Origin of the sequence: Anatilimnocola aquadivae (assembly GCF_049819085.1) — a bacterium.
GTDB lineage: Bacteria > Planctomycetota > Planctomycetia > Pirellulales > Pirellulaceae > Anatilimnocola.
This window is the reverse complement of record NZ_CP187419.1, coordinates 2,691,654-2,716,405: the sequence shown is the minus strand read 5'-3', so window position 1 is coordinate 2,716,405 and position 24,752 is coordinate 2,691,654. Positions and strand designations below refer to the sequence as shown.

At 59.2% G+C, this 24,752-nt stretch carries 21 protein-coding genes; 14 read left to right on the top strand and 7 right to left on the bottom strand.

Annotated elements, in window-relative coordinates; translation table 11 throughout:
* Positions 1–24 precede the first annotated feature (24 nt).
* From NA78x_RS11040 to NA78x_RS11020, 5 genes are all read left to right on the top strand, one after another.
* Entirely contained in the window at positions 25–639 is a 615-nt protein-coding gene (locus NA78x_RS11040) for a YcxB family protein (protein ID WP_425618501.1), read from the top strand.
* Positions 640–896: 257 nt separating this feature from the next.
* Positions 897–1,949, top strand: coding sequence for an alpha/beta hydrolase fold domain-containing protein (locus tag NA78x_RS11035; RefSeq protein WP_425618500.1), 1,053 nt, complete (start codon positions 897–899; stop codon positions 1,947–1,949).
* A gap of 80 nt (positions 1,950–2,029) precedes the next feature.
* On the top strand, positions 2,030–2,809 hold the full coding sequence (locus NA78x_RS11030; protein ID WP_425618499.1) for a BPL-N domain-containing protein: 780 nt from the start codon (positions 2,030–2,032) through the stop codon (positions 2,807–2,809).
* 1 nt (position 2,810) lies between these two features.
* Entirely contained in the window at positions 2,811–3,131 is a 321-nt protein-coding gene (locus NA78x_RS11025; protein ID WP_425618498.1) for a hypothetical protein, read from the top strand.
* A gap of 116 nt (positions 3,132–3,247) precedes the next feature.
* Positions 3,248–3,676: a hypothetical protein gene (locus NA78x_RS11020; RefSeq protein ID WP_425618497.1), complete on the top strand. Its 429-nt coding sequence runs from the start codon at positions 3,248–3,250 to the stop codon at positions 3,674–3,676.
* On the opposite strand, the gene NA78x_RS11015 is transcribed toward NA78x_RS11020, so the two are convergent.
* The 3 genes from NA78x_RS11015 to NA78x_RS11005 form a co-directional block, all read right to left on the bottom strand.
* The gene (locus NA78x_RS11015; RefSeq protein ID WP_425618496.1) at positions 3,677–4,966 is read right to left on the bottom strand and encodes a fibronectin type III domain-containing protein; all 1,290 of its coding nucleotides are present in this window, start codon (positions 4,964–4,966) and stop codon (positions 3,677–3,679) included.
* A 100-nt stretch (positions 4,967–5,066) separates the two neighbouring features.
* Positions 5,067–5,609: a hypothetical protein gene (locus tag NA78x_RS11010; RefSeq protein WP_425618495.1), complete on the bottom strand. Its 543-nt coding sequence runs from the start codon at positions 5,607–5,609 to the stop codon at positions 5,067–5,069.
* Between the two features lie 206 nt (positions 5,610–5,815).
* Positions 5,816–7,051, bottom strand: coding sequence for a Glu/Leu/Phe/Val family dehydrogenase (locus NA78x_RS11005; protein ID WP_425618494.1), 1,236 nt, complete (start codon positions 7,049–7,051; stop codon positions 5,816–5,818).
* A gap of 284 nt (positions 7,052–7,335) precedes the next feature.
* Here NA78x_RS11005 and NA78x_RS11000 point away from each other — a divergent pair, with 284 nt between their 5' ends.
* From NA78x_RS11000 to rtcA, 3 genes are all read left to right on the top strand, one after another.
* The gene (locus tag NA78x_RS11000) at positions 7,336–10,455 is read left to right on the top strand and encodes a protein kinase domain-containing protein (protein WP_425618493.1); all 3,120 of its coding nucleotides are present in this window, start codon (positions 7,336–7,338) and stop codon (positions 10,453–10,455) included.
* Positions 10,456–10,591: 136 nt separating this feature from the next.
* Positions 10,592–12,970, top strand: a complete 2,379-nt coding sequence (locus NA78x_RS10995) for a hypothetical protein (RefSeq protein ID WP_425618492.1) — start codon at positions 10,592–10,594, stop codon at positions 12,968–12,970.
* A gap of 114 nt (positions 12,971–13,084) precedes the next feature.
* The gene (gene rtcA / locus NA78x_RS10990; protein WP_425618491.1) at positions 13,085–14,128 is read left to right on the top strand and encodes an RNA 3'-terminal phosphate cyclase; all 1,044 of its coding nucleotides are present in this window, start codon (positions 13,085–13,087) and stop codon (positions 14,126–14,128) included.
* A gap of 11 nt (positions 14,129–14,139) precedes the next feature.
* Here the strand turns inward: rtcA and NA78x_RS10985 are convergent, their stop codons facing one another.
* Positions 14,140–14,574 carry a hypothetical protein gene (locus NA78x_RS10985; protein ID WP_425618490.1) on the bottom strand — a complete coding sequence of 145 codons (435 nt, stop codon included), beginning with the start codon at positions 14,572–14,574 and terminating at the stop codon, positions 14,140–14,142.
* A gap of 156 nt (positions 14,575–14,730) precedes the next feature.
* Here NA78x_RS10985 and NA78x_RS10980 point away from each other — a divergent pair, with 156 nt between their 5' ends.
* The gene (locus tag NA78x_RS10980) at positions 14,731–15,609 is read left to right on the top strand and encodes a DUF1559 domain-containing protein (protein ID WP_425618489.1); all 879 of its coding nucleotides are present in this window, start codon (positions 14,731–14,733) and stop codon (positions 15,607–15,609) included.
* A gap of 48 nt (positions 15,610–15,657) precedes the next feature.
* Here the strand turns inward: NA78x_RS10980 and NA78x_RS10975 are convergent, their stop codons facing one another.
* Complete coding sequence (locus tag NA78x_RS10975) at positions 15,658–16,716, bottom strand: toxin-antitoxin system YwqK family antitoxin (RefSeq protein WP_425618488.1); 1,059 nt, start codon at positions 16,714–16,716, stop codon at positions 15,658–15,660.
* 1,042 nt (positions 16,717–17,758) lie between these two features.
* On the opposite strand from NA78x_RS10975, the gene NA78x_RS10970 reads away from it, so the two are divergent.
* The 5 genes from NA78x_RS10970 (at position 17,759) to NA78x_RS10950 (ending at position 20,846) form a co-directional block, all read left to right on the top strand.
* The gene (locus NA78x_RS10970; RefSeq protein WP_425618487.1) at positions 17,759–18,268 is read left to right on the top strand and encodes a hypothetical protein; all 510 of its coding nucleotides are present in this window, start codon (positions 17,759–17,761) and stop codon (positions 18,266–18,268) included.
* 323 nt (positions 18,269–18,591) lie between these two features.
* A complete protein-coding gene (locus tag NA78x_RS10965; RefSeq protein ID WP_425618486.1) occupies positions 18,592–18,939 on the top strand; it encodes a hypothetical protein in 348 nt (115 codons plus the stop codon).
* Positions 18,940–19,296: 357 nt separating this feature from the next.
* Positions 19,297–19,770 (top strand): hypothetical protein, encoded by a 474-nt coding sequence (locus NA78x_RS10960; RefSeq protein WP_425618485.1) that lies wholly within the window; start codon positions 19,297–19,299, stop codon positions 19,768–19,770.
* 88 nt (positions 19,771–19,858) lie between these two features.
* Positions 19,859–20,371: a hypothetical protein gene (locus tag NA78x_RS10955; protein ID WP_425618484.1), complete on the top strand. Its 513-nt coding sequence runs from the start codon at positions 19,859–19,861 to the stop codon at positions 20,369–20,371.
* Positions 20,372–20,402: 31 nt separating this feature from the next.
* Positions 20,403–20,846, top strand: coding sequence for a hypothetical protein (locus NA78x_RS10950; RefSeq protein ID WP_425618483.1), 444 nt, complete (start codon positions 20,403–20,405; stop codon positions 20,844–20,846).
* Positions 20,847–20,871: 25 nt separating this feature from the next.
* Here the strand turns inward: NA78x_RS10950 and hemG are convergent, their stop codons facing one another.
* Positions 20,872–22,305 carry a protoporphyrinogen oxidase gene (gene hemG, locus NA78x_RS10945; protein ID WP_425618482.1) on the bottom strand — a complete coding sequence of 478 codons (1,434 nt, stop codon included), beginning with the start codon at positions 22,303–22,305 and terminating at the stop codon, positions 20,872–20,874.
* Between the two features lie 58 nt (positions 22,306–22,363).
* The gene (priA, locus tag NA78x_RS10940; RefSeq protein ID WP_425618481.1) at positions 22,364–24,649 is read right to left on the bottom strand and encodes a replication restart helicase PriA; all 2,286 of its coding nucleotides are present in this window, start codon (positions 24,647–24,649) and stop codon (positions 22,364–22,366) included.
* Positions 24,650–24,752 lie beyond the last annotated feature (103 nt).

Here is a 24,752-nt window from a genome sequence, read left to right as displayed (position 1 = left end):
TCGCAGCAGTTACGATATCCGAGCATGGAACCCAATCCCTATTCGCCTCCAGCTATATCCACAGAGAGCGACCCGCCGTTGATGGCCCAACTGGCCATCAATGGCGAAGGGATGAGCGTCGAGTTCGAGCAGACGATGATTGATGTGATGACCTTTCAGGAATTCTTTTATCGGCCGGCCTTGACTCGTCTTTCCGTACTGAGCCTCATCGGTATCGTGATCGCAATGGCGGCTGCTGCCATCATCGGAATCAATGCTTTTCGCAGACAAACATTCCATTCGATCGAGCCCGTGACTTACGTTGGGGCTGGGGGCCTGTTTTTTGGCGTTCTATTTGGCATCCGGAAATGGCAATACCGCCGAATCATGCTGCGTACGTATAGCAAAGGACGAAATCTGAGCGTATTCGGGCCGCGCCGCCTTACCATCACGCCAACCGTGCTGATGTCGTCAGCGCCGTACCTGCAATCCGTCCAACGCTGGGAGGGAATCGAAAAAGTCGTTGCAGACAAACATGCAATCTACATCTTCAACAGTTCCATGACAGCTCATATTCTGCCGCGGCGCGCATTCAACAGCGAACGGCATTTTCAAGAGTTTGCCGCCAAAGCTGCGGAATACTGTGCAGCCGCTAGATAGCTCAGGAGCAAGAAACGCTTTGTGTTAGAACCTGGGCCATGCAATCTGTTCAAGTTGCGTGGCACGCTCCTTAACAAGCCTGAAGCGCAAGCGAAGGATTTGGCCTGGTTCCTTCGCTTGCGCATCAGGCTTGTGGCGGCAAATTAAAAAATGCGTTGCCCTGCTTCCCCCTGCCGCAATGCTTGACTTCGCGCGCGGGGCTCTCCAGACTAAGCGGCTCGTAACGAGTTCATTCCGCTCTTTCCGGAGATGCCTGCATGCGTACGACCACTTGGCTGACCGCCACAGCATTGGTGTTTGGTTTGCTTTTCACGTCCCTTGCTCCCGCGCAAGAAAAGAAAACGGCCGAGCCGAAGAAGATCGCGGAGCCCAAGACCGAAGCTCCCAAGGCCAAAGTCGTGCAGCCCAAAGCGCCGGCGAAGAAAGCTCCGCCCGAGCGAATGCCGCCGACCGTTGCCAATTACGAATATGGCAAGGACAGCGAACGGCAGAAGTTCGATTTCTTCCAAGCCAAAAGCGACAAGCCTACGCCTGTCGTGCTGCTGATTCACGGTGGCGGCTGGAAGGGTGGCGATAAGACTGGCTACGGTAACACAGCAATCAAGCCATTCCTCGATGCCGGCATCTCGGTTGCCTGCGTCAACTATCGCTTCATCGATCAGGCCATGGAACAAAAGGTAACTCCACCGGTCAAGGCTCCGCTGCACGATGCGGCCCGGGCCCTGCAAACCATTCGTTCGAAAGCGAAAGAGTGGAATCTCGATCCCACGAAGGTTGGTGCCAATGGTGGTTCAGCCGGCGCGTGTACTTCGCTGTGGCTGGCTTTGCATGATGACATGGCCGACCCTAAGAGCAGCGATCCGATCGCGCGCGAATCGACCAAGTTGCAATGTGCGGCCGTTAACGGTGCCCAGACTTCGCTCGATCCGAAAGAGCTGCGCGAATGGATGCCGAACGCCATCTACGGCGGTCATGCTTTCGGCTTTGCTGCGAAGGACCGCGATCGCGCGGCTGAATTCGATCTGCTGCTGGCCAAGCGCGACGAAGTGATGCCGTGGATCAAGGAATACTCGCCGATCGAACTCGTCGACAAGAACGATCCGCCGCTCTACCTCGACTATTCCGGCAAGAATCCGCCCGTGCTCGGCGAATCGGCTCCCGATCCGACTCACTCCCCCATGTACGGCGTCAAACTCGCCGAACGCTGCAAGCCCCTGGGCGTCGAATGCATCGTCACCTACAAGACGGCTGAGAATAAGGAATACGGCAGCACAACCAAGTTCCTCATCGCGAAGCTGACTGGCAAGTAACAACCCTTCTTCATCCTTACTCCCTCTCCTCGGTACTCCGGGGAGAGGCCTTCGCAGTTCGACTTTTTTACAACCCACCTATGCGCACGTTGCACTCGCTGACACTTCTGCTCGCTCTTCTCCTTCCCACATTTCTTTTTGCCGAAGAGCCTGCCCGTCAATCAAAGGCAATCAAAATCGCTATTTTCGACGACAACAGCGTCAGCCGGAGCCGTACCAAACTGATTGAAGCGCTGGAACGCAACAAGGATTTTGAATTTCAAAAACTAACGGCCGAGCAGATTCGCGCCGGCGAGTTGAAACCGTTTCAGGTGTTGATTGCTCCCGGCGGCAGCAGCAGTTGGCAAGGGAATGTGCTCGGGGCTGATGGTCGTGCGAAAGTGAAAGAGTTTATTAATGAAGGTGGCGGCTACATCGGCATTTGTGCCGGCGCGTATCTGGCCACCTGCGATTACAAGTGGTCACTCCATGTGCTCAATGCGAAAGTGATCGACAAAGAACACTGGGCCCGCGGCATTGCAGATCTGGAGATTTCGCTTCCGGGCGCGGGCAAGCAACTGCTCGCGCAAGACAAAGAACGTGTCACGCTCCGCTATCATCAGGGTCCGCTACTCGCACCGGCAGAGAACAAAGAGTTGCCTCCCTATCGAGAGCTCGCGCGGTTCGAAGCCGAAGTGGCGAAGAACGGCGCGCCCGAAGGTGTGATGGTTGGCACCTCGGCCATTGTTGCTGCCGATTACGGTTCTGGACGCGTGCTCTGCTACAGCCCGCATCCGGAATTGACGGATGGCCAAGACGCGATCTTGTACGCCGGCATTCGCTGGTCAGCCACAAGCACAACCACGAAAGTCGCCAAGTAGCATGTCTCAGTGGTCTGAATTCTTGCGCAAGTTGAATCCGGCTGGCACCCGGTCGCTACTCGCAACATGGCGGATGTCAGACGGCAAGTCGTTCGTCAAAACGATTCCAGCCGCCGAGACCATCGGCGACGAAGAACTCGCCGCTGATCCCGACTTCAGCTACAAGCTGTACGAAACACTCGAACTCGAGTTCGACAGCCAAGCGCCAGGGCAGGGAAGTGCGCTCGATTTAGAGTCTATTGAGCAATCAGCCCGCACCAGCGGACTCATCTATCGCCGCAAGCCCGAGCGAATCATCGTCCGCTCGCCCTATACGTGCTGATTAGCACCTCTCTAAGTGTCAATTGCAGGATTGGCAGGCACACCACTTGCTTAACAGGTTCGTTAGGCGGGGGAACGCCACCAACCAAGCACGATTACCACTTCGGGAGCCTGACCATGCGCTGGTACACCTACGCCTTGCTGTTTGCCTCGTTCTTTGCCGGAGCGATTGTCGCGGGGGCAGAAGACCGCGTGTTCGAAGGTCCGTGGAAAACCACAAATCGTAAGCTCGATGGCATCATGACCGCCGTGGTGCGTGATCTTGGCGACAACAAACACCAGGGACGATTTTACGGCGTCTGGCAGGGCGTGCCGTTCGATTACACAGTGAAGTTCAGCGGGCCCATCTCTTCACTCAAGGGCACCGCCGTGATTGACCATGCTGACTACACCTGGACCGGTGTGATCGATGAGCAGTCACCGGCGGTCTTCAAGGGTTCGTTCGGCGGTACACGTTACGCAGGCTACTTCGAACTCAAAGAAAAGAAGCCAAGCACACCGGCCGTGACGACTGTATCGGTGCCGAAAACGAGCGTCGAGCGATAGCTACCCGCGTCGCGCCAATCGCTTGCCGTTAGTCTGACAAATATCAGCAACGCGGCCCGATGAAGCTAACGCTAGGTGATAGCGCTGGTTTCCTTCCAGGCGATGCACACTGATGTGATATGATTCGCCGTAGTTGGCCAAGTAAGGCCGCTCTTCGGGCTTCTTCAGTGGGCGAATCTTGCCCCACGACCCATCGCCCAAGTAGAGCACGCCGTTCTTATCGAGCAGACCATCCTTCAGCGCATGCGTTCGCTTGAAGGTGTGATCGTGATGTTCGAGCACCGCATCGACGTTGTACTTCTCGAATAGCGGGCACCAGTACTTCCGATTCTCTTTGCCGGTGTTTTCGAAGGAACGATACGATGGGTACGCGGGAACGTGATTGGCAACCAGCAAGTGAGGAAGCATCTGCCTGTCGGCAAGGGTTTGTTCCAGCCAACTCGTTTGCGCGCCTTTCACGGGGGTGATATGCCCGGTGTCGAGCATCACCAGGCTCAGATAATCGCCGAAGTCGAGCACGCCGTAGGTAGATTCGCGAAAGATGCCATCGAACACCGACAGGTAATGCGGCGCAATCGGTTTCTTCGTGGCCAGGATGCTCGTGCCGAGAATTCCACTCGTGGTCACTTCGTGGTTACCAATACAGGTGACCATCGGGATCAAGCGACCTTGGGAGTCACGCATCGTCTTGCTGTAGTTTTCCAGAAACGTCAGAAACGTCTTCGGCGACTTGCCGTTGTCGTATGCGAGGTCGCCGCCAATGAAAGCAAACTGCGGATCTTGCTTGGCCGCGAGCACGTTGGTTTCGACCGCTGCCGATCCGGTTCCACAGTCACCACCGCTGACAAACTGAATTGTATTCGTGGCCTTGGCGGGCATCGTGCGAAAACGATAGCTGCGCTTTGAGTCGTCGATGTGAAATTGGTAGTCGGTATCGGGCTTGAGTCCTGTCAATTCGCAGCGATGCACTTGCAACGTGGTATCGGGGAACGGCTTAGTCTGCACATTGGCGACGAGAGCTTCAGCCGTCTTGTAGGCACCGTAGTGTACGGCTGACTTTTGTTCGGCGAGCCCCACCCATTGAATGACCATGGTCGTGGTCGGATCGGTCCACCACGTAAGAAACAGCGAGGTCGGTTCACCCGGCACATTGGCCGAGGGGAACACCAGTGTGGGCTTCTTTTCGCCCGGCTTGGTGTCAGCGGCACCGGCCCAGGAACTGCTCAGCGACCAGCCCGCAGCCGAACCGAGGGACGCAATCAAGAAGTGACGACGATCGAGGTGAGACATGGGGGCAGATTCCGGGCGGGAAGGTCGAGGGGGTGAGCCTTGACTATGCCAATCCGCTGCCCGGGATGCAAGCGATTCCTGCCAGAATTAAACAGGTAGACTAGCCAGCGACGCGAAACGTGCCGTGCTTCGTCTTGCCCGATTTCGGCGGGGAACTAAAGATGTTTCCCTGCGTGGCTGAGTCCATCATGTCGGTCATCATGTTGGAAGCGTCCTCGGTGACGATCAGCCGGTCACCGGGCAGAATCGCGTAGTCGGTTTCGGCAGCGACTCGCTTGATCGAGCGATCAAATTCGACCGGCATGCGATGCCAGCCTCCGCTGGGGAGCGGACGAACGAGTTCGATGTTCATCCGGCGAAACTCTTTGTTGGCTTTCGCTTGCACGAGTGCGTCGTGAGCGTTCAGCGGTCCCGAGATGGTGTGCTCGGTGGCGGTTGCCTTGCCACCAACCGTGCGCATCTCGACGATGAACTTGCCGGGAGGAGCAGCCGAAGTTGGAGTGTCGGAGCTTTCGCTCTTCACCACTTCGGCCTTAGAACCCAGCAGCGAACTCTTGCCGAACGAGGCGCAACCCGTGCTTAGAAAGCTGAGAGCCAGCAAGCCGGTAATCGCAATCAAAGTCTGTGGTTGGCGGGCATCCATGCCATCGTCCTTGCTATCGAGTGTTCGCTAGCGGCGTCAAAGTCTTCCCAGAACGCCGAATCGGAGCTATGGCGGGAGTTATCGGGAGAATAGTGAGCCGACTTGAGCCAAACCGGAAGAAAGGCAGAAGTTTGAATGCAGAACGTAGAATGAACCGCCAAACACGGCCCACTTTCATTCTGCATTCTCCGTATTGCATTCTGCGTTTAGCCCATGCCCCCCAGTTCCGTTGCGCGTTGCACACGGCGGATTGCGATCATGTAGGCAGCGGTGCGCAAACTCACCTTGTGTAACTTGGCCTCTTGCCACACGGCCTCGAAGGCGTGGGTTAAGACAGCTTCGAGTTCCTGGCGAATGCGATTGAGACTCCATTTGTAGAACTGCAGGTTCTGCACCCATTCGAAATAGCTGACCGTCACGCCGCCGGCATTGGCGAGGATGTCGGGCAGAATGGTGCAACCGCGCGAGTGCAACAGATCGTCTGCTTCAGGATCAATGGGCGCATTGGCCGCTTCGATAATCAGCGGTGCCTTGATGCGCGGCGCATTGGCCTTAGTGATCACGCCGCCTAGCGCGGCGGGAATCAGCAGATCGACGTCGAGTTCTAACAGGGCATCGTGAGGAATCTTCTCCGCTTCGTTAAACCCGAGCAACGAACCTTTGTTCGCCAAGGCGTGCTTGAGCATCTTGGGAATATCGAGACCGGTTGGTGAATAGAACGAGGCCGTGTGGTCGCCGACCGCGACGATCTTGTATTCCGATTCGTACAGATACTTGGCGGCATGCGAACCGACATTGCCGAAGCCTTGCAACGCCACTCGGGTGTTCTGCGGCTTGCGGCTCAGGTTGCCCAGAAGCTTATAAGCCAGCACGCCGACGCCACGACCGGTGGCTTCTTCGCGACCGAGCGCACCGTAGTCTTCTACCGGCTTGCCGGTGATGCATGCTGGTCCGAAACCGTGGTACTTCTCCCACTGATTACGAATCCAAGCCATTTCTCGCGAACTGGTTCCCATGTCGGGAGCGGGAATGTCTTTGTGGGGCCCAATGATATCGTGAATCTGGTCGATGAACTTCCGCGTGATTCGTTCCAGTTCCTTCACACTCACGTGCTTGGGATCGATGGCGATGCCACCCTTGGCTCCACCATAGGGAAGATCAACTACCGCGGTCTTCCAGGTCATCAAGGTCGCCAGGGAGCGAACCTCGTCCAGGTCGACTTCGTGGTGGTAACGCAGGCCACCCTTCATGGGGCCACGAGAGTCGTCGTGCTGCACTCGGTAGCCAATAAAGGTTTCCAGGCGACCGTCGTCCATTTCGACGGGAATTTGCACCTGCACTTCTCGCTTCGGGGTCAGCAGCAGTTTGCGCGTCGACTCTGGCAATTGCAGCAGATCAGCGGCCCGTTCGAAGTACAGCCGAGTCGACTCAAACGCTTTCATGACAAGCTCCGGGAGAGGGCTAGAGAGGTGACAGACAAGGTGCCTAGCAATTTTGCCCAGCCAAAGAATTCTAGCATTAGACAGCCACTGTGCGGATTGCGGAGTTGGGAATGCGGACTATCCAACCTCTATTTCTCCGACAATTTTCGCAAGTCTCACGGCGGAGTCCGCACTCCGAATTCCCCACTCCCTGCGGCTCATTTGCTAGTCATTCCGCTCACGCCACGTTACATTTGAATACTGGGGCAGGGTGCGAGTGGAACTGAGCGAGGGAGCTTGTCTGGATGTCGATTCCGATACCCAATTTTTGGTCGTTGTTGCAACAAAGTCGGCTGCTGGCTCCCGAGCAGTGCCAACAGCTGGCAAGTGACTTTGCCCATGTCAAAGGGGCCAGCGATCAGAGCAATGCCCGCACCTTGGCCGAGTGGCTCGTCGCGCGCAACGTCCTCAGCCGCTATCAAACGATGATCCTGCTGGCGGGGCGACCCGGTCCCTTTCACTACGGCGACTACAAGGTTTACGACCGCATCGAGAAAGGTCGACTGGCAGGTTGTTTTCGCGCCGTGCATGGCCCCACCGGTCATCCGGTACTGTTGCAGTTCTTGACGGGCGCGGTGATTCAAGATCCGAACGCCTGGGCCGATGCAGTGCAAAACACGCTCGCCGCCTGCGCGGTCCAATCGCCGCATGTGCAGCGCTTTTTTGAACCGGTCGATCTTGGTTCGTTCAAGTTCGTGGTCAGTGAAGACTTGCGCGGGGTTGGTCTCGACGAGCGCCTGGCAATCGGCCGCTTTCCCCCGGCCGAGGCTTGTCGGCTGGCACGACAGGCAGCCATCGGTCTCGCCCAGCTACATCAGTCAGGTCGCGCGCACGGTGATGTGCGCCCCACGAACCTGTTTCTCGATACCTCGGTGCCGGGAAGCCCCGGCGATGTGAAGGTTCTGTTCGATCCGCACACGGTTCCCGGCGCGATCAACTTCGCCCAAGCCGACGCCAAGCTGACGGCCATGTCGGACTACCTTGCGCCTGAGTTGATGCACGCCGGTCGTGCTCCCGATCCGCTCAGCGATGTGTATGCGCTCGGCTGCACGCTCTATTGCCTGTTGGCCGGCAGCCCACCCTTCACCGGCGGCAACGTGCTGCAAAAGATGACCCGGCACGCGAGCGAAGGGATTCGTCCGCTCGAACCGCTCGGTGTGCCACAGCCTTTGGCGCAACTGGTCACGTACATGCTGGCGAAGAACCCACAGGTTCGTTATCAGTCGGCGGCCGTTGTGGCAGAACAACTGGCACCGTTCATCGATCCACAACTACTGTACGCACAACCGGCCCAGCCCTTGCCGACCCAAGCCGGCTACGAACATTGGGTGGCTCAGAAACAGGCTCAACTGGCGGCCGCCGCGCAACCCGCGTCGGCACCGGAGCCCGTCGTTGCCGTCGGCAAGTTTGGTTTGCGCATTCAAGAAGCGGGCGAAGCTGTCGCTGCCGCTAAGAGTGGCAAGGGAGATTCGCCGCTCGCAGGCATGGCGATCGCAGGTGCCGCCCCCGCGACGGTCAACCGCGCCATCACAGCGCACGAGTTGGTCGCCAAGCGCGAGAAGGATCAAACGCGGACAGTCGTCACCGCCTTGGTCGGCGTAGGGGCCGTGGCCATCTCACTGATTTTGATTTTCTACGCGATGAATCAAAAACCAGCGCCGACCGAAGTTACGAAAATCGTCAAGAAGGAAGACGAATTCGTTCCGATCGAGATCACGCGTCCCGAAGTCGATCTGAACAATCTCGGCAAGAATGTGCCGAACACCGGTCCACCGTCAGGCGTGGGCAATCCTGACAACAAGACCGCACCACCGACCAAGATCAACAATCCCACTCCAGGCAATCCGGTCACGCCGCCCGTTCCGAGCGAAGTAGGCCCGACCGTTCAGGTTGTCGCCGACGATGGGCAACTCCTCTGGGCTTCGCCAACCAATGGCAAGCCCGTCGAGTTCCGCCTGGTGCCACCCGAAGGGCAAGTCTTCATTGTGGCCCGACCTGCCGATATTCTGGCCTCAAGCGAAGGAGCCAAAGTCATCGAAGCACTCGGTCCGCAGTTCGCTGCGGGTCGCACCGCCTGGGAACAGACCGCCGGAATTCCGCTCAGCGACGTCGAGCAGATCATCACCACGCTGCACAACAACGAGGGCAAGTTTCCGCGCGTGTCGCATGCCGTGCATTTGAAAACGCCCGTACCGAGCGCCGACTTGCTCGGCAAATGGGGTAACCCGACCGAAGCCAAGGAAGGCAACAATCGTTACTACATGGGACGAGGCGCTGCGTTCTTTATCGTCGATTCACCAGCAGGCGCGCAGTCGTTTTTGATGGGCGACCCGGTCGATGTGAAGGAAGTCGCCAAGACCGGCGGCGCGCCTCCGCTCATGCATCGAGATCTGGAACGCTTGCGCCGCTCGATCGACGGGGCGAGGCACTTCAGCCTGATGTTCAATCCCGACTTCTTTGATATCGAAGAAGGGGAAGCACTCTTCGCTGGCGATCGTGCGAAAGTTCGTCAGCCGCTAGATCTGTTTTTAGGTGATGAACTGGAAGCTGGCCTGCTGAGCATGCAATTCGACAGCGCGTTCTATCTGGAGTTCCGGATGTTCGCCGGTTTGAATCGCGACCCGTTTGCCGTCGCCAAAGACCTGCGCGATCGCTTGCAAAAGATTCCCACCGCGCTCGAAGACTACTTTGTGGCCATCACACCACCTGCCTATTGGAAGAAGCTGTCGAATCGATATCCGTTCATGATCAAGAGCCTGCACGAGCAAATGCGTGTCGGCGTGGAAGGTGACCAGGCGATCGTCAACGCCTTCATGCCCGGTTCCGCAGCCCACAATCTGGTGCTCGGCGGAGAACTACTTGTCGCTACGGCACCGGGTGCTGGTGGTGGGGTTGCCTCGGCAGGCCCAGTGAAACCGGCGGGCCCCAGTTCCATCGAAGAAGTGTTGGCAATGAAGACTTCGATGACATTCGATGCCAACCCGCTGGAGTTCTGTATGCGAGATCTGGCGATCGACGCACAAGAACTTGCCAAGGGTTCTCCGTTCGCCAAGGGAGGTCCGCAGGAACTGCAAATTAAGATCATCGGCGATGATCTAAAAATCGATGGCATCACGCGCAATCAAACGGTGCGTGATTTCAGCCAGAAGGACAAGCCGCTCGCCGAGATATTGACGGCCATCGTGATGAAGGCAAACCCGGTCACGACCGTCAAAACGCCGGACGAAGCCGATCAAAAGCTCCTCTGGGTGGTGGGGCCCGATCCGGATAATCCGGCCAAGCAGATGATTCTGATCACCACGCGGGCAGCCGCGGCGACCAAGAAATACACGCTTCCCGCCGTGTTCCAGCCGAAGGGCAAATAACGATTCTGCGGGCTGGTTTATGGGCTAGATTTAAGGACTAGGAGACGGACGACTCGTTGGGGCAGATTGGTTAGGGGCTGGATACTTACAGTGGGCGGAACTGGCCAGTTCTCGCGCCGCTGAGAATGGAACACGCGTGGAAGCATTTTCTCTCACCTGTACCACCTGCAAATCGCGGCTCAAGGTGCGCGATGCGGCGGCCATTGGTCAGATCATGGCCTGCCCCAAGTGCGGCAGCATGGTGCTCATCAAGCAACCTGCGCCCGGCAGCCCAGCCAGCGCGTCGAGCGATGCCGGCGATACACGGTCTGATCTTTCGGGTTCTTTTCGCCCGCAAGTTCCTGTTGCTCCTTCGTTTCCCCTCAACACGCCAATCAACACCAGCGCCTTCGACGATGTCGACGAGTTGCTGGGGAACGCGCCACCTCGTTCAATGGTCCCGGTGCCAACCGCGCGCAATCCCGCGCCCGGAGTGACAGGGCATGCTGCGCCGCGACCCGCGCCGCCGATCGGAACTCAGCCCACGATCGTTCGGTCGAATGTGTCCGGGCAAAATCCCGATTCGCAAGCGAAGACCATTTCGCAGAACGATATACCAGTCAGCAATCCGCCGCCGACGTCGGTCCGCACGCAGGCTCCCGTCAGCAAGTCGCCAGAGTCCCTTCAAAAGACAACGGCCGCCGCCATCGTTGCCGCCGCGGCACTTCCCCCCGTGCCTGCTGCCGCGGCCAAACCTGTCGCGGCTCCCTTGCCGCCAGCAGCGACTCCGCCGGGTTACGATCCCACGGTCGTGCCGCAAGACACAAATCCGCCGGCTCCCGGAGCTGCAAACACATTGGCCGGCAGTCGCTGGCAATGGGTGATTGTCGGCGGCTCGGGTGTGCTCGGTATCGGCCTGGCCATTGGCGTCGTGGTGATGACCCTGTCGTGGTTCAATAGCCGGCCCAGCAAGCCCATCGCACTGGGTCCGGGACCATCCGTTCCCGTTGTTCCAAATCCTGCGCAGCCGCCGGTCGAGACTCCCATCACACCGCCAGAAGGCAGTCCATCGGTTCCAGCAATTCCCAACGACGTGGCTAACATATCGCCGCTTCAACCTGCGAAAGTAGAGCCCGTTCCGGCAGTGCCCATGCCGGTGCAGCCAGTGCCAGCCGTGCCCAATCCAACCGTGGCCGTTCCTGCGGTTCCCAAGCCAGAAACCGATCCACTCGGTCTGACCGAACCGCCACCCGCTGCGGCTCCGCTGTTGCCGGCCGATGATCCGCTCAACAAGTTCGCCGATATCCTCGGCGGTGGCAATCAAAACCCCTTGCCAGCTGAACCACAGCCGCCCGAGGTGAAGCCAGCTTTGCCAACGGTCGATGCCGAGCCAGAAGCACCTCCAGCTACCGACGCACTGCCGAAGCCCGATCCGCTGCACATCGATGCCCCCGCTCGGCTTAGTGATCCTCTGCCGGCGATCGAAATCTCCGGCACTCCGCTGATTGATTTTCTTCAAGTGATGCAGGACCTCACGACGATCCCCATCACGCTGCGTCCCGATGGCCTCAGCATGGCCAAGCTCACGCCCATCACGCCCGAAACACCCGTGACGTGGAAGGGCGAAGCGACGACGATCGGCGAAGCACTGCGTGCTGCCCTCAAGCCATTTGGTCTCGAGCCACGACTGGAAGCCGATCAACTCGTGATTGATGTTGCCAGCCCGCAGCTCACCCCGTGGCCGCTCGCGGTCAAAGACCTCACCGAAGGAGATGACAATCGCGCGAGCGAACTCGCTAGCCTGATCACTACGTTCATCGCGCCGGACTCGTGGGGCGAAGAAGAAGGGCAGCCGTCTCTCGTCGTAGGCAAGGACGTTTTTCAGATTCGTCAGCATCGCTTGCCGCTGGCGCAATGCATTCTGCTGACGGAAAAACTGCGCATCGCCCGCGGCTCGCGCCCGGTAAGTAAGTTCGATGCCAAGCTCTTCGAACTGGCCACGCGCACGCAACTCGCCCGGCCGGCACTCTCCGCACCCATCACGCTCAACTACAGCCAGCCAACGTCGGTGCTGCGCATCGCCGACCGCTTGGGCAAAGTGGCCAAGGTTCGCATCTTGTTCGACTGGCAGTCGCTGGCCTCGGTGGGTTGGAATCCCACAGGCGAAGCGACCCTCACGGTGGAGAGTCAGCCCCTCTCGTCGGCGCTCGACGACCTGACTCGGCGGATGCAACTCGCCTGGCGCGTGGTCGATGCCCGCACCATTCAAATCACCTCGCCCGCGACCCTGGCCGCTCATGTCGAGTTGGAAGTTTATAGCGTGAAGGATCTGCTGTCGCCGAAACTGGCCGGCGACGATCTGGCCGCTCGCATGCGGTCGGCGATCGGCAGCCAGCACTTTCGCGATGCCGGTGGCCGGGGCGAACTTCGCTTCGAGGCTAACAGCAATTGCCTGCTCGCCTCGCTCACGCAGCCCCAGCAACAACAGCTGGCCAAACTGCTGACGCAACTGCGCGGCGAAGTGGCTGCAAAGTAGCAGTCTTCGATCCCACGGAATGCGCTGTGAACCCTTGTCGCCGTAGCCCCTCTTGTTAGATGATCTGGCAGAAATCATTTCTTGGGCGATGGGTCTCTGGGGCACGGTGCAATCATGATCGAAATCGACGGCTCTGCCGGAGAAGGTGGCGGGCAAATCATCCGCTCGTCGCTGGCGCTGTCGCTGCTCACCGGCCAGCCCGTGATGCTGCAAAACATCCGCGCCAAGCGCAAGAACGCGGGCCTCGCCAAGCAGCACCTGGTCGCCGTGCAAGCCGCTGCACAAATCAGTGGGGCGAACCTCCGCGGCGCGGCCCTCGGCTCGTCGCAACTGTGGTTCGAACCGGGACCGGTCCAGGCCGGTGACTACACTTTTCAAATCGGCACGGCGGGCAGTGCCTCGCTCGTCTTGCAAACGATCCTCGCGCCGCTGCTCGTCGCCCAGGGACCTTCGTCGCTGACGATCGAAGGTGGCACGCATAATCCGCTGGCTCCGCCGGTCGACTTTCTGCAGCGCAGCTACGCGCCCCTCGTCAGCCGGCTGGGTCCTGGCTTGCAGGTAGAACTCGTTCGCCATGGCTTCTATCCGGCCGGCGGTGGTCGTTTGAGCGTGCGGATCGAACCCACAGAAAAACTGAACTCGCTCGAACTGCTCGCGCGCGGCAAGCAACTCAAGCAGCGGGCTCGCGCGCTCGTCTCGAACTTGCCGAAGAACATTGCCGAGCGCGAATGCCACGAACTGCGCCGGCTGTCGGGTTGGGCCAAGGAATGGCTGCGGGCCGAAGAAGTGACGGCCAGTGGCTGTGGCAACGTGGTGCTGGTGGAACTCGAGTACGAACAGGTCACCGAGATCTTCATCGCCTTCGGTGAGCGCGGCTTGCGAGCGGAACAAGTCGCCCGCACAGTCTGGCAAGAGGCCGATGACTACCTCAGTCACTCGGCGCCGGTCGGTCCGCACCTGGCCGATCAATTGATGTTGCCGCTCGCCGTGGCTGCCAGCCAAGGCCAGACCAGCGTCTATCGTACCTGCACACTCAGCGGACATTCTCTCACCCACGTCGATATCATCCAGAGGTTCCTGCCCGTGACGTTCACCCTCAGCGAGCCCGAGAAGGGCCTCGTCGATGTGATGGTCGCGCCTGCAGTTACCCATCGGTAATCGCTGAGAAGTTACCTTCCCGGATCCAGTTCCCAATTCAACTCGCTTGTCTTCGCATCGATGACGGCCTCCAGTCCCGAGGTCTGCAGGCTGTGATACTTCGGGTCGATTGCCGATTTTGGTTTCGGCCCTTCGGCGAACTCGCTCGAAGGTGTAATCGCCACGCGATACTTGCCGGGATACGCGCCGTCGTTACTGCCATGGGTGCCGAGTTGAAACTTCCCTTCGGCGTCGATCACGCCGCTGGAACTAATCACTTTGCCGTCGGGACCAGGTTCCATCATTTCCAGCATCACGCCGTAGCCGGCCAGCTTTGCCGGGCTCGCTGCGTTCTTGATGGTCACCTTCCCTTTCACGGGCTGCGTGCGATAGCCGCTGCAGCCAACAAGCAAGGCCAACAATACGCAGCACGAGACAAGGGCAGGGGAGGGGAGAGCGTTGCGCATAACAGCCTCGCGGGTGCACAGGTGTGGGGAGAGGAATTGCCAGCAGGCGAAGTTTTCAAGTCGGAATGAAGCAGCCAAAGTTTGACTTATTCCCCGACTGGCGTCTAGGATTTGCTTCGGCTGCGAAAGTTGTTTCGAACGGGCGGAGGACAATTCATGCGTGGCAACGGCGGACGGAATCTCGGTTTTACTCTCGTCGAGTTGCTCGTCGTGATTGCGATCATCGGCGTGTTGGTCGCGCTGTTGCTTCCCGCGGTGCAATCGGCCCGCGAGGCGGCCCGGCGCACGCAGTGCGTCAATCACCTGAAGCAACAGGGTCTTGCCGTTCAGAATTTTCACGATGTCCATCAGACGATTCCCTACACGCGACTCGATACTCGCGAGACTGTCTTTCTGCTGCTGTTGCCCTTCATCGAGTCCCGCAACCACTACGAAAAGTGGGACCTCAAGCTGGAGTACTACCAACAGCCTCAAGCGGTTCGCGAGACGACGTTCAAGTTCTATTTGTGCCCCTCACGCGAGCGAAGCAAACCGCTCATCTCCACCTCGGGCGATGCCCATCAAAACGGCATGACGCCGCATACGCCGGGTGGCGTTGGCGACTACACCACCTGTGCGGGCTCGCCGCCGGGAACCAACGACTATTGGACGGGCTTCAACAGCACGCTCGATGCCGACCGCGCGAACGGAGCCTTTCAATACAAGGGCCCGCCATTCCTGAAGTTCGCCAACATCAGCGATGGCCTTAGTAACGTGGTCTTCATTGGCGAGAAGCACGTCCGTCGCCCCGCGACCAATACCGACGGCTCGATTTGGAACGGCGACCACGGCGCGTCGTTCAAGAAGCTCGGCACCGGTGCCCCGATCGCCCGCGACCTGAATGCCACGAGCGGTCAGTTCGGCAGTTGGCATCCGGGCGTGTGCCAGTTCGTGCTCGGCGACGGCTCCGTCAAATCGCTCAGCGTAACGACGGACCTCACCACCTTGGATCGGCTCGCCCACCGCGACGACGGCGAACCGGTCTCGATTCCGTAGCGAGTCGCTCGCCGAGTCATTGTCTGTTGCCAATAGCATTGCAGCACCTCAACGCGGCCCGCTCGGATGATAGAGCGGACTGAGTGACTCCGAGGCCCAAGTCCAGTCGCTGCCATTGAGAAAGAAATAGTGAATGGCGCTAGCGCCTCCGCGCAAGGTCTCGACGTCGAACCGGTCAAGTTGCAGGACAAATTCGCCGTAAGAGTAAACTCCGGACTCTTGCAGCCAGGCGGGCCAGCCTCCGAAGCGCGACGAGAAACGGCCGCTTGTTTCTTTCAGTATGGGTGAGTCAGGCTGTTCATCTTCGAGCAAGGCGCGCAGGCCACGCGGCAAATCGTTGTCATGAGGATAGGTCGCTTCGGCCGGCAATATCTTCATGAAATGCGGCTGTTCGACAATCGCTCCCGGCGGCGGCAGAATGTGGCGAAGCGTTTCGCCCGTGCGATAGGTCCGAATCACCAGGTCGCTGAACTCTTGCGGATCCGATCGGGCAAACATCGTCAGGTAGGCGACTCCCGTCAAAAAGTGCGGCAGCCGCGGAATGGCCCGGCAGTCGATCTGCACTAACGGAATGAGCGGCACGCCCTCATGGGTCGGCCAGTCCTCTTCTGCCCCAACCAGATTGACATAGCTGAAATACGAAGCGCCAAACTCGTCGCGGAAGGGGCACGACTCGTCGCGAGTCAGGCAACTGCTCGGCAACGCCAGCTTGCGTTCCACGGCTTTCAGCTGAGGCCGAAATTGCTCCGGTTCCCAGCGAACATAGGGAAGAATTCGCTCCCAATTGCTGTGCGGCCAGGCCAGCCATTTCTCACTCGAAAGCTCGATCCCCAGCTGAAACTCACCGATCACTTCCTCAACGCCGTTATCGTCCCAACGACGCCACCAGCCATGTAAACATCCAAGGTGATAATGCCGCTCCTCGCGTAGATTTCCTGATTCATCCCAGGTCCGCTCGTAGCCCTCCTTTCGACCTCGCTGGTAATCCCGTTCCCAACTCTTTCTTCCCGTCGCAAAATACACGGTCCAGCGACCATGGAGTTTTCCATCGACGTACTCTTGCTCACACCAGCCGCCATCGGCATAGTCCAGTCGCTCAATAGGCATAAGTCACGCCCCTTTTAAGACACCTGTTCTGCCACAGCCCTTGATAACCATTTTTGATAACTTTTTCGATCATTTTTTCGCGATAAGCACTTGATCGAAGTTCCAACCAGCAATTACCTTGCGCGAATCAGACCGCATATTCCGCGGAAATGCTGATAACCACTTTCACCGCTGTTCACTCCTGCCTGAACAGTCCCTAAACGGGTGGCTCTGCGCTTCCTCGTGGCGGCAGACCTTCTGGTCTGCCGAATCTTCCCTGCCAAGCCTTCCTCACCCGCCCCGACTCCTCCGGGCCAAACCTCTGCTGAACAGTCCTCGTTCAGCCTCGCCGACAACCCGTTTTGATAACTTTTTGCGCGATAATCTCAATCTCACCCGTCTCCCTAACCTGCTCTGCTCCAATGGCTTCCGCTCACAAACACGCGCAAATCAGCCTTTTGCCGATAACCGTCTGATAACCACTTTGGGCCCTGTTCACTCCGCTTCCTGAACAGTCCCTAACCGGGTGGTTCACTCTCTTCCTCCCGTAGGTCCAGGTACTCCGTACCTGACCATCTCTCTGCAGATCAAGCATCGCTCAACTCCGGTTTCCGCCCACCGTACAAAACCTTCCCGTGCCAGCGCGAACCCTTGCTCGCCGGGTCGCAGTTGCCTACCGGTTAACCTGCTCGCTCGGCACCGCCGATCAGCCAGCAAAATATTAAAATGTACTTGACATTAAGTCAACACATCGTAACAATATTTTCCGTGATCCTAATCGCCGGTTTACGTTAACACGATTACGTGCAAGTGAAAGATTAGTTCGGCGGCGGAGGGCTTGCGGGCTAACATTTACACACTCTGGCATTGAGGAGCTAAGGTTTGACACGTCCGGCCAAGCTGGTTAATTTAGTCCTCGTCCAGTGAGTGGTTCGCTGGTTCGCGCAAGAGTATAGCGACTGGGAATAGACAGAAGAGCAAGCTGCAGTAGGCAGAATGTGTTCTGTCCACTTCTAGTTCGGCTGCGGAGGGCTTCCAAGTGGTGGAGCTTCGGCCAGAACTGATGCCGCCCACCCTCGACGAGCGGCTTGTCGCCCGTCTGGCCAAGCTGGCGGCCCACCTCGACGGCAACCCCGACGAGGACACGCGGGCCGAGTTCAACCGGCTGGCCGGCACCGACATCCCGATGGCTGAGTTCCAGGGCATTTACGGCGGCCAGGACCACGAGGACTACGTGCGCAACGTACTGTATTACCGGCTCATCAAGCCCGCACCCGGCGTCACGAGGGCGGAGCTGGTCGAGGTCGTTCGGCGCGCCATGCCGACCAACGAGTTCTTCGACCAGCACGAGGCGTACATGGTGGTGTTCGACGCCAACGTGCCGCTGGACGGAGCGTCCAACCTAATCTTCTACCCGCCCGACTACGACACCCGCACCAACACCTGGGGCGGCGGGCGGCAGATGGGCGACTACGACCCCACCCCCGAGCAGATCGTGGAGTGGGCGTTGGCACCGGGCGGGGGCAGCCAAGACGCCGAAACAGGTGCTGCAGCAGACCGGGGCCGCAGGTAGGCTTGCCGAGGTTCATTGTCGCTCAGCAGCCCCGCCGCTGCTAAGCCTGGTCGATCGGCCTTCAAGCGAGTGGAGCGAATGGGCCTCTTTTACTCGAACCTGACCGTCTATCACCCGGAGCGACCGTCTCTGCTGGCCGAATTGCGGCGTCTGAACCGCGCGGCGTTCCTTAGCCCTACGATCCACGGCTTCACGGTCGTGTTTGACAAGGGGATGGACGAGCAGGATAGCAACACCATTGAGGAACTGGGGAAGGACGTCACTGCGGCGCTCTCCTGCTCGGCACTGGCGGTCGTGCTCCATGACGATGACGTGCTCTACCTGTGGCTGTTCCAAAACGGCCAAGTGCTGACCGCTACGATTCGAGTCCGGCGTACTTCGACCCGGATTCGGAGCCGCGTCCGCCCGAGGGCGGAAACGCCGAGGCGCTTTGCGAGGCATTCGGTCGCGCCGACCGGGCTGATCAAGTCGAGGAGTTATTACGCGCCGACCTGCTGGAGGACGAGTTGCCCGACGTCCCCGGCGAGTTCGAGCGGCACGCCGCCCTCGTCGCCGAGCTCGGCATGCCATCGTTCGTCGCCGGAGTCTGCTACTCCTCCATTGCGGGTGATTACGTCCCCAAAGAGTTCATCCCTCCCGAGTTGGCAGGGATTAGCTTCGAAGCTGTGTAGCCGGCCGGGTGGCATGGGGGTACTCACCCATGTCTTCTCCTGGTCTTATGCGGTAAGGTTCCTCGCCAGGCCGGCTGGAGTTCAAATCGATTTCGAAGGCTGGTTGCCCAGCGCCACCTCAGAATGGCACCAGTTCCAGGAGACCCTCGCACGGAGCCCGAAGCTTCGCAGAGCTGAGCTGATCGTCACGCGCCAGAGATGCCAGTTCCCCTCGCGCGGGCAAATATCTGTGGAGCCACTTTGCAATTCAGCACATGCGCGCTTGCCGAGACCATTTCGCCGATCTACGTTAACACGATTACGTGCAAAAGAAACATTAGTTCTGCGTAAAGCCCTTAACACGATTGAAGTGTACTGATGACTTTCAGAAACGCGTTGACATCCCTCTATCTTTTGACGAGCGTATATGCGTTCGGCGGAGGTGTGATGCAAGGCGTGATGAACTACCCCGCGTGGAAGCTCATTGGTCCGGCCGAGTTTCCTGCCTTCCACCAATCTATCGATGGTCGCATATTCCTATTTTTTGTCCCGGTCTTCTTTCTCAGTGTCCCTATTAGCATCTTGATGATCTGGTTCGGACACCCCGCCATCTCACGCACGCTGCGTGTTGCCGCGGCATTGCTCACCCTTGTAATTTTCGTCGCTACACTCGCGCTGGCGATCCCTATCCAGGAGAAACTGGCCGTCACGCAATCCAAGGAGTTGATCGACGAGTTAATTCTGTATGATCGCTACCTTAGGACCATCCCAGGAATTTTTGTTATGGCCCTCAACTTTGCGATGCTCCAGCAACTTATGAGGCCAGAACGGCCCAATCAAGATCAAAAATGATCGCAGAACAATCCAATGCACGCGAGTTGCCGGTAACGCGTTTTCCAATGGTCATGTCACTCGCTGCAACCGCGTGATTGGTGTCGTTATGCCCTTGCAGATCAGCAACCTCGCCGACCGTGCCGCCGAGCAGGCGGCACGCTTTGAATTGACCCTAGCGTCGCAGGCATCCATCGTAGGTTGGGCAGACGAGGCCATCGCCGAGCTACCTCAGCCTCCCATTGAGTTGATCGACCTGTCCCTCTCCGGCAGAAATGATGCCGACGTACTCGCGCTGCTGGAGCAGCTTGCCACTGATGCGAATCCGACGTCGCTTCGACCCGCACTGTCAGAGTTCCGCCGGCAAGTGAGTGCGGGCGCGATCCCGTTGCGGGACGCGCTTTCGCGGTTGGAGGGTTTCGCCCGTCGGCACGCCAACGCGGTGGGAACTGAGATGCACAACTTCCTCGCCTGGGCTGACGACGAGTACGAGCTCATCGAGCGAGGCTACATAAATCGCACCCACGAGCAGCTGCGGGCTGCCCTTGACGAGCAACTGCGGCGGTCTGCGGCAGAGCCATATCCCGCCGCTGCAATCGACCCGCGCCGTTCCGGCCAGTGAAGATTGATCCGTTATCCCGCCCAGGGCGCACATGAGCATTGACACTTCCGGCAAATGGTGGATCGGCAGCGAACCGATGGACGTTCGCGGTTTTCTCGAGGCGTACGCCGAAGAAGGCTGTGAGGTCCATCAGTTTCGCCTGTCAACCTGTAAATGCGGCTCAGTCGAGTTCCAACTGCGGGCCGACGACAACGAAGGTGTCGCCCAGCGAGTGTGTGCCAAATGCAAAGCAGAGCACTTCATCTGCGATAGTGGTGAGTACTGGGAGGACGCAGAGCCCGAACAGTGGCGATGCATCGAATGCAAATCCAAGGTGGGCAACATCGGGGTAGGCTTCTCGCAGTACGCCGACTCGCCCACGTCCATCCAATGGATCTACATCGGCGTGCGTTGCGCGAAATGCGGTATCCTTGGTTGCTTCGCAGGTTGGAAGGTCGGCCAAGACGACGTTGCGCACTTGTTCGATCAGGCGTAAGTGCGTGAGTGCAATTGCTGCCGGCCTAGGGTGCCGCGGCGATTCGTGCAGCTGCTTGCTCGCCGCTGTGAACGCAGAAGGGGATGCCAACTCCGTGGTAAGCATTGCCGGCGAGGGCGAAGTGGGGAATGGCGCTAGCTGCTGCGTCGATCTTGGCGACGAGATCCAAATGCCCGACGTGATACTGCGGCATCACGCCTTGCCAGCGATTGATCTGGCAGAACTCGGGCTCACCCTTCACGCCCAGTAACTCGCCAATTTCCTTGCGCACGAGCTGTTCGGTTGCCGCGTCATCCAGGTTGTTCAGTTCAGGCTGTAACGCGCCGCCGATGAAGACTCGCAGCAGCACTTTGCCGTCGGGTGCTCGGCCGGCGAACTTCACACTCGCCAGACTGCCGGCGATGATCCGGCGATTCTCGATTCGCGGCGCAACGAAGCCAAAGCCATCGAGCGGATGCTCGAACTGCGCTCGCTGGTAACCCATCACGGCCACGCTGCAGCCTGCATGCGGAATGAGTTTGATGAGCGACGCCAGTTGCGGTGCGACGCGCTCAATCACCGGCGGACACGCATGAGCCGGTGAAGCGACGATAACATCGTCAAACGTGAGCGGGGCAGGGGAGCCCTTCACGAACAGGCACCAGTTGACGCCACTGCCGGCCGGAGTCCGTTCGAGTCGTTCGATGCGAGCATTGAGGTGAATCGACTCCGGCGGCAGTTGCGCGGCGATGGCCTGGATGAATTGACTCATGCCCAGGCGCGGCGCGAGGAACTGTCCATAGCGGGCACCACTACTGGCCGCTTCGAGCGACTTGCCCGGCTTCTTCGGCTGATTCGCTCGCATCGCGCGAATCAGGCTGCCATGTTTCCGTTCGTAGTCGACAAACTGCTTCAGCGTCGCCTGCATGCTTAGGCGATCGGGATCAGCCGTGTAGATGCCGCCGATCAAGGGTTGAATCAACCGTTCGAAAGCTTCGCGGCCAAAGCGGCGGAGCGCGAACGAAGTCAAGCTTTCGTCCGACTCGTCGCGCTTGCGCGAAATGAAGTACTCGCTGGCCAGCCGCAATTTGCCGAGTGGGCTGAGGAGCGGGGTCTTCAAAATCGGCCAAACCTTGGCCGGCGACATCAGCGTAAAACCTTCCGGCACGGGAATCAGTTGCCCTCGATGGACAACGAAGGCGCGCCGATAACGCGGATCGGTATTGATCAGCTCATCGCCCAGTCCCACGCGTTTGGCGAGATCGAGTGCCCAGGGCTCGCGGGTGTTGAACATGTCCGCCGAGCGTTCAATCAAGTAGCCCTCGCGCTCGACGGTATGCAGCACACCGCCAAGTCGGTCGCTTCCTTCAAACAGCGAGACGCTGGCAGCTGGCAGCAATTCTTGCAGCCGATGGGCGGCAGCCAGGCCGGTGATGCCGCCGCCGATGACGGCAATTCGTCGTTGAACGGACGTACTCAAAGCTGGGTCGCAGTCGGGCGGGGTAGGGGAGGGCGGGAATGATGACAACGAGTCTCCGCTACAGCAAATCGAGCGGGTCGACGTCGAGCACCCATTGTACCTCAGCGGGCGCTTGGAGCGATGTGGCGACCTTGGCAACTGCCTGCCGCAGCAACTCGCCCTGCGCGCTACTTAGCAGGGCATGAAAACGAAACTTTCCGCGCAGGCGAGCGATCGGGCAGGGGGCCGGACCCAGAATTCGATGCGGTGTCTGGGCCAGTTCGAGGGCCTGGCGAAAACGGTCGGCCGTTTGCTCGGCGAACGCTTCGACGATGGACTCTTCGTCGCCGCGGACAATCAGCCTGACGAGGCTGGTGTGGGGTGGATAGCCGTGATCGAGTCGCACGGGCAACTCTGTATTCGCAAACAGAGCGTAGTCGTGCTTGAGGGCTGCTTGAATCGCAAAGTGCTCGGGGCTGAAAGTCTGCACCAGTACCCGGCCACCTTTATCACCTCGCCCGGTTCGCCCGGCGACCTGCGTGACCAGTTGAAAGGTCCGCTCGGCGGCGCGAAAGTCCGGAAAGTGCAACGCGGTATCGGCATTCACCACGCCGACGAGCGTGACGTTCGGAAAGTCGAGTCCCTTGGCGATCATCTGCGTGCCGAGCAGAATTTTGATCTCGCCGGCGCGAAACTTCGCGAGTGCCTGCTCGTGGCTGCCGGGCTTTTGCATGGTGTCGCTATCCATGCGCAGGACAGGCACGTGCCCGAACCGGGATTTCACTTCTGCTTCGAGCCGTTCGGTGCCAAGACCGCTGTAGCGAATGCCATCGAACTTGCAGTCGGGACATTTCGCGGGCGCCCGCTCCTGATGATCGCAGTAGTGACAGACAATTCGCTCCCCTTCGCGGTGATGCGTCAGCGCGATGCTGCAGTGCGGACAATTGGCCACGTAGCCACAGCTGGGACATTGAATGTGCGTGCTGAAGCCGCGGCGATTCAGCAGCAAGATGATCTGGCCATCTTCTCGCAGCGCGTGCTCCATGGCCTGCTGCAATTGCCGGCTGATCGCCCCGCGACTGCGCCGATTTTGAAACTCCGTGCGCAGATCGATCGTCGCCACGTCCGGGAGCGGGCGATTGCTCACCCGCGTCGGCATGTCGATCAGCTGAAAGTCACCGCGAATCGCTGCCTGCCAAGATTCCAGCGCTGGCGTGGCACTTCCCAGGACCAGCGGAACATTTTCGGCCAGCGCTCTTCGCTGGGCCACATCGCGGGCGTGATAGCGGGGCGACTCTCCCTGCTTGAACGAATGGTCGTGCTCTTCGTCGATGACGATCAGCCCCAACTGCGGTGTGGGGGCAAACACGGCGCTGCGGGCACCAATGACGACCTGCACTTCGCCGCGCGCGATCCGTTGCCAGTGCCAATGTCGTTCCGCATCGCTCAGGTGCGAATGCAGCACCGCGACATTGCCGAACCGCGAACTGAACCGTTGCTTCGTTTGCGGCGTGAGGCTGATTTCTGGCACGAGCACGATCGCTTGCCGACCGAAACGCAGCACTTCGTCGATCGCGCGAATGTAGACTTCGGTCTTGCCGCTGCCGGTCACGCCATGCATGAGAACAGCCCGATGCTGACGCCGTTCGAGGGCCTCGATAATGACATCGAGAGCCGCTTGCTGATCGGTGTTCAGATTCAGATGCTCTTCGCGGGGTGTCGCCGGAAGTTCGAGATCCAGCTGCTGAATCCGCTGCACTTCCGCCTTGACCAGCTTTTTTTTGCGCAGCTCGCTGATGGGCCCCAGCGTACACTTCGCCGCGGCGGCCAGTTCTGGCGGCGTGAGGGGGCGGGGCGAGGCAGCGAGTATCTTGAGGGCATCGAGTTGCTTGGCAGGGATCTTCAGTTGATCGAGTTGCAGTGCGATCTCAGCCGGCACACTCAAAAAGGTCATCTCCCGCGTACCCGCCTGGCCGCGCACGCCAGCGGGCAGAACGGCGTGCAACACTTGCCCCAGTGGGCAAAGGTAATACTCCGACATCCACTGCGCCAGGCGAACCATCGCCGGCGACAGAAGCGACTGCTGATCGACGACGGCCAGTACTTCCTTAAGCGGGCGACTGCCGACGGCCTTGGGGCCAGCGGTCAGGCAGTAGCCAATGACGCCGCGATTTCCCTTGCCCAGTGGCACTTGAACACGCTGACCCGGGGCGAGTGGCGTTCGCAGTGTGGCCGGAATGCGATAAGAGAAGGGCCCGTGGGGCGGATCGGCAAAGACGATTTCCGCGACTTGCTGCTCGCTGTTGGCGTCGAGCGTCCACGGATCGGGCTCGGTTTCAAAGAGCGATTTCTGAGATTTGTCCATGAGAACCAAAGCCGCCCACGAGTTCTACGAACTTTGATTGTACCGTCTTCGCACGTTGGTTAAGCTTAGCACCACGAGATTTCCTACCCTGCACTCTCTCTAA